General features: G+C 47.0%; 5 protein-coding genes and 1 riboswitch. Of the genes, 1 reads left to right on the top strand and 4 read right to left on the bottom strand.

The features are described from left to right. Positions 1-49: 49 nt before the first annotated feature. Together KW93_RS13810 and KW93_RS13805 are read right to left on the bottom strand one after the other, a co-directional pair. Positions 50-994, bottom strand: a complete 945-nt coding sequence (locus KW93_RS13810; protein WP_033543619.1) for a ring-cleaving dioxygenase — start codon at positions 992-994, stop codon at positions 50-52. Between the two features lie 95 nt (positions 995-1,089). Then, complete coding sequence (locus tag KW93_RS13805) at positions 1,090-1,818, bottom strand: hypothetical protein (protein WP_033543618.1); 729 nt, start codon at positions 1,816-1,818, stop codon at positions 1,090-1,092. Positions 1,819-2,007: 189 nt separating this feature from the next. Between KW93_RS13805 and KW93_RS13800 the strand changes: the two genes are divergently transcribed. Further along, on the top strand, positions 2,008-3,003 hold the full coding sequence (locus KW93_RS13800; RefSeq protein ID WP_081987028.1) for an alpha/beta hydrolase: 996 nt from the start codon (positions 2,008-2,010) through the stop codon (positions 3,001-3,003). A 42-nt stretch (positions 3,004-3,045) separates the two neighbouring features. On the opposite strand, the gene KW93_RS13795 is transcribed toward KW93_RS13800, so the two are convergent. Then, a complete protein-coding gene (locus KW93_RS13795; RefSeq protein ID WP_033543617.1) occupies positions 3,046-4,380 on the bottom strand; it encodes a nucleobase:cation symporter-2 family protein in 1,335 nt (444 codons plus the stop codon). After that, positions 4,377-4,964 carry a xanthine phosphoribosyltransferase gene (locus KW93_RS13790; RefSeq protein WP_033543616.1) on the bottom strand — a complete coding sequence of 196 codons (588 nt, stop codon included), beginning with the start codon at positions 4,962-4,964 and terminating at the stop codon, positions 4,377-4,379. The genes KW93_RS13795 and KW93_RS13790 overlap by 4 nt, the downstream gene beginning before the upstream one ends. 149 nt (positions 4,965-5,113) lie before the next feature. Then, positions 5,114-5,215: riboswitch (purine riboswitch) on the bottom strand. Between the last annotated feature and the right edge of the window lie 137 nt (positions 5,216-5,352).

Here is a 5,352-nt window from a genome sequence, read left to right as displayed (position 1 = left end):
GCATAAGAAAGCGTCCGCCTGAAGCGGAATGATTATAAAATACTTAATTTTATTTATTATCCAAATCCCTCAACTGCAGCCTCGGCAGTTCCTGCTGCAGGCGCTTGCGGAATTGCTCGTATTGCTGCGGAAGTTTCAGTTCTTCGCCCAGCGACTCCAGCGGTTCATCGATTGCGAATCCTGGCGGGTCAGTGGCGATTTCGAACAGGATGTCTCCATATTCGCGGAAATAGATCGAATTGAAATAGTTCCGGTCCTGTACAGGTGTCACGCCCAGCCTCCATCCCTCGATTTTTTCCTTCCAATCCAGTTGGTCGGCATCATCAGCAGCGCGCCATGCAATATGATGAACAGTTCCTACGCCCATTTGTCCGGTGCCCTGCCGTTCCGTCATCACGTCCACGATATTGCCGATATCAGCCGTCGACTGGAAACGCATGACGGCTCCTTCTTCCCCGACCTTCTCCAGCCCCATAACAGATTCGAGCAATTCCCCTGTTTTTTCGGCATTGGCTGAAAAGAGCAAGGCTCCTGCAAAGCCTTTGATTGCATTTTCTGCAGTAATATCGCCAATTTCCCACGAGCTGTTCCTGCCTGATGGCCTTTCCACCAGCTCCAGAAGCAAGCCATGCGGATCCTCAAAACCGATGTATTGCTCGTTGAACCTTTCGTTTTCAGTGAAAGGAACGCCGAATTTATTTAGCCGATGCTTCCAAAACTCAAGGCTATTGTCAGGAACCGCAAATGCAGTTACGCCAACCTGGCCGTCTCCGATTTTTCCGCGATAAGCATTGCCCCACGGAAAAAATGTCATAATCGTGCCAGGTTCGCCTTCTTCATTGCCAAAATAAAGGTGATAAGTGCCGGGATCATCGAAATTGACTGTTTTTTTCGCCAGGCGCAAGCCCAATACACCCGCATAGAAATCCACGTTTTCCTGCGCATCGCCGACGATGGCCGTTATATGATGAATTCCGGATATTCTTTTTCCCATTATAAACCGCTCCTTTGTTTTACGTTTCCTTATATCTCCCATCATAGCAGGTCGATATCTCGAATCCAAAGCATCTTCTTTCCAATAAAATCATTTTATCGCTCCGGCCTATTCTCTTCCTGTTTCTTTTTTTTGGCTCTTTCATGCTCTTCAGCCTGTTTCAATTCTTTCTTATCTTCTTGTTTGTCTTTCTCAATTTCCGCTTTTTGTTCTTTCTCTTCTTTTTTAGTGTCAGCCGTTTCTTCAATAACTTCTTTCTGCTGTTCTTTTATTTCTTCGATTTTTTCCATTTCTTCCTGGTATTGTTCCTCCACTTCAGTTGTTCCGGGAATGAACGGTTCGTCATTATAATCGGTTCTTCTTCCATAGCGCAGCATTTCGTATATAATCAGCCCGTTGTTCGGCATGCCGTTTGCCGTTTTCATGGGCACGATATCAAAAAGAACGTAATAGAAGGCATAAAAGATAAAGCGATCCCAGAATGTCGTGTATTCTTCAATCAAACCACTTGCCAGCATGGCATTTATGGTCAGGGCGACAACCAGATTCACAAGGATGGGGCCGGCATACAGCATCACATACGCAAATTTCCCTTGCCTTTTCAGGGAATCGTAAGAGAACCAGCTGTACAGGTGGTAATATTTCCGGATATCAAACATCCCGATTTTTTTGACTCTGGGACCGGATCCTATCGTTAAACGGGGGTTCTCCACCCCAAGCAGGAAACTGACAATGACGTACCCGCTCTCCCGCAGGAAAATGACAATCGGAAGAATAATGAAGGCTGATACGATTAATGAGATTAAGTCCGCCAAACCGAACATAGAGAGCCCTCCCGATTTAAAACCTATAGTTAAATCATACCCATTTCTTCTGCTTTTAGAGTGCAAAATCTGATGAAATACGAATATTACATGATTTGGGCAGATAGTCTCTTTCTTTATTACAAGTGTTGCAGATAGGATGAAACTACTAGCTTCGAATTGACAGATAACAACGTGAGGATGTGCTGTATGATAAAATCCGATAAATTTCTGCTGAAACCAATATGGCTTTGCTCCGTCCTCGCCGTGTTATTGCTGCTTGCTGTTTTCGCAGCGGCAGACCTTCTGACGTCCAAAGATGCTGTCGCTTCCATCGAACCTGCAAGTTCTGCCGTGTTTGCACCGCCGCCCCATATCGAACAGGTGAGAGAAGGCGTGAAAGTCATTGCAGACGTAGTATATGAAGAAGAATCCGGCGCACTGCTCGACCTTTACATTCCTGAAAACCTGGAGGATTCTGCCCCCGTTATTCTATGGATTCACGGAGGCGGTTTTGTCGGAGGCTCCAAAGACAGCCGCCGTGATTATGCCATGACGCTGGCTTATGAAGGATATGTCGTCGCCAATATGGATTATGGCCTTGCTCCGGAACAGCTCTATCCCGGTCCCGTTTTTCAGGCCAATGCTGCACTGGATTATCTGCAGCAGCATGCAGCTGATTTCGGAGGCGATATGGACCGCGTCTTTATCGGCGGTGATTCTGCCGGAGCCCATATAGCGAGCCAACTCGCCGCTGTTTTGTCCAATGAAGGACTTGCCGCTGAAATGAAGATCTTTCCGGCGGTTGAAGCGGAAAGCCTGCGCGGCGCTTTATTGTTCTGCGGATTATATAATATGGAAACAGTCGCATCAACCGGATTTCCCAATATCGAATACTTTTTGAACACCTATACCGGCACAGCTGACTTTGAAGAATTCGCGCGCATTCAGGAATTGTCGATTGTTCAGCAGGTCACACCGGATTTTCCGGACAGCTTCATTGCTGCCGGCGACGGTGACCCACTGGCGCCACAGTCTGTTGAGCTTGCCGGTATCCTCAAGACCAGCGGAGTGGATATTGAGACGATGTTCTTTGACGGCACCGGCAAAAATCTTCAGCATGAATTCCAATATGCACTCGACACATTGGATGGACAGGACACCTTGTCCAGAACCTTGGATTTTCTGTCAGTCAAAAGCAGATAAAAAGACTCCAGACACGCGGGTTTCCGCTTATCTGGAGTCTTTTCAGTTATGCCCGAGAGCATTTTCAGCTGCTGAAAGCTTTTTTGATTCGATTGCAACAGCTTTCGATTTGCGTCTCGCCGGAATCATATTAAAGACGATGTTCAGCACAATCGCAGTTACACTTCCTGCAACAATCCCATTGCTTGTAAGGATCTGGAAACTCGGCGGCACCATTGCAAAAATTTCTGGTACGACCGTTACACCAAGGCCAATTCCCACTGAACAGGCAACAATCATGGAGTTTTCAGTTGACTCCCCCATAGATTTGCCAAGCATTTTTATGCCTTGTGAAATAACCATTCCGAACATCGCAAGCATGGCTCCACCGAGAACCGCTACCGGGATGATCGTTGTCATAGCCGCAATTTTCGGCACGAAACCGAGTGTAATGAGCATCATCGCAGCGATAAAAATGATTCTGCGTGATTTGACGCCGGACATTTGGATCAAGCCGACGTTCTGTGAAAACGCGGTGTAAGGAAATGCATTGAAAATACCGCCAAGGAAAATGGCCAGGCCTTCCGCGCGGTAGCCTTTCGCCAAATCTTTCTGCTCCAATTTCTTTTTCGTAATATCGCTTAGCGCAAAATAGACGCCCGTCGATTCAACGAGTGATACCATTGCCACCAGACACATCGTCAGTATGGCTGACAATTCAAAGGTCGGCAACCCGAAATAGAAAGGCTGGACCATATGGAAGTAAGACGCTTCCGCGATTGGGGAAAAGTTGACCAGACCCATGAAGCCGGCCACGACTGTACCGCCGACAAGTCCGAGCAATATCGAAATCGCTCTGACAAATCCTGTTGTAAACTTATAGAGCAAAATGATGAAAAGCAATGTGCCGAACGCCAATGAAATATTGGTCACGGAACCGAAGTCAGCAGCTCCCTGGCCGCCGCCCATATTATTGATTGCTACCGGGATTAACGTAATTCCGATGATTGTCACAACTGAACCGGTGACAATCGGTGGGAAAAAGCGAACGAGACTGCCAAAGATCGTGCTGATCAGCAAAACGAAGATACCGGAAGCAATAATTGCTCCGTAAATTGCGGATATGCCGAATTCACCGCCGATAGCGATCATCGGACCGACTGCCGTAAAAGTACATCCAAGCACAACCGGCAAGCCGATGCCGAAAAAGCGGTTGCTGACAATCTGCAGAAGCGTTGCAACGCCGCACAGTAAAATATCGATTGCCACCAAATAAGTCAATTGTTCAGAAGTAAGCCCGAGTGCCCCGCCAACAATCAAAGGAACGAGGATAGCTCCTGCGTACATCGCCAATACATGCTGCAGCCCCAAAGCTGAATCGCCTAAAAACTTTTTCATCGGATGTGTGCCTCCTCAAAGAATTCTGCTGTACCGTTTTCCATCGTTCTGATATTCGCAAGCGTCTCCACGCGGATGCCTCGTTCGCGGATTGCTTTGCCGCCTGGCTGGAAGCCTTTTTCAATGACGATGCCAACACCGGCAAGCGACGCCCCAGCCTGTTCGATGATATCCAGCAACCCCAATACCGCCTGTCCATTCGCCAGAAAATCATCCAAAATCAGCACCACATCATCTTTATCAAGAAAATCCTTTGAAACGGAAATGTCACTGGTGACATTTTTCGTAAACGAATGAACACTTGCCGTGTATAAATTATCGGTCAATGTGAGCGACTGGCTTTTGCGCGCAAAAACCGGTTTGACGCCCATTTTTAGCCCGGTCATCATTGCCGGTGCAATCCCTGACGATTCAATCGTCAGTATTTTAGTGACGCCTGCTCCCGCAAAACGGGAGGCAAACTCTTCCCCGATTGCTTCCATCAGCACCGGATCGATCTGATGGTTAAGGAACGTATCCACTTTCAGCACCGACTCCGATAACACTCTTCCTTCTGTTAAAATTTTCTCCTGTAATTGCTTCATGTCGCTTGGTCCCCTTTCGTCACGGCCAAGGGCATAAAAAATAGCCCTCAGAACCGTGCATCCATTCATAACCATGAGCGGAGCAATGTCCTTCGAGCTTGACTTCGAAAGGAAACGCAAAGAAGCATACGCCCAAAAGCGCATATTCCTGCCGTTTCGTTGCTTCTCATAGTCGGTCTATTTACGGTAAACCGGTAGAAACTCGCGAGCCATATCCCCGCTATTATATGAGTGAATATTATTTTAGAATGGTCCAATTATAGCATGATTGAAAAAGGTATCAAGAGATATTAAAAAGTAAAAATATTCAGTTTCTAAAATGTCATAACTAATTGAAATTAAGAAGCAGCCTATATGTACCGCTTCGGCGCTTTGGACCAGGTTCCCA

It is taken from the genome of Planococcus sp. CAU13, assembly GCF_000775575.1.
Classification (GTDB): domain Bacteria; phylum Bacillota; class Bacilli; order Bacillales_A; family Planococcaceae; genus Planococcus.
This window is presented reverse-complemented; position numbering and strand designations above follow the sequence as displayed.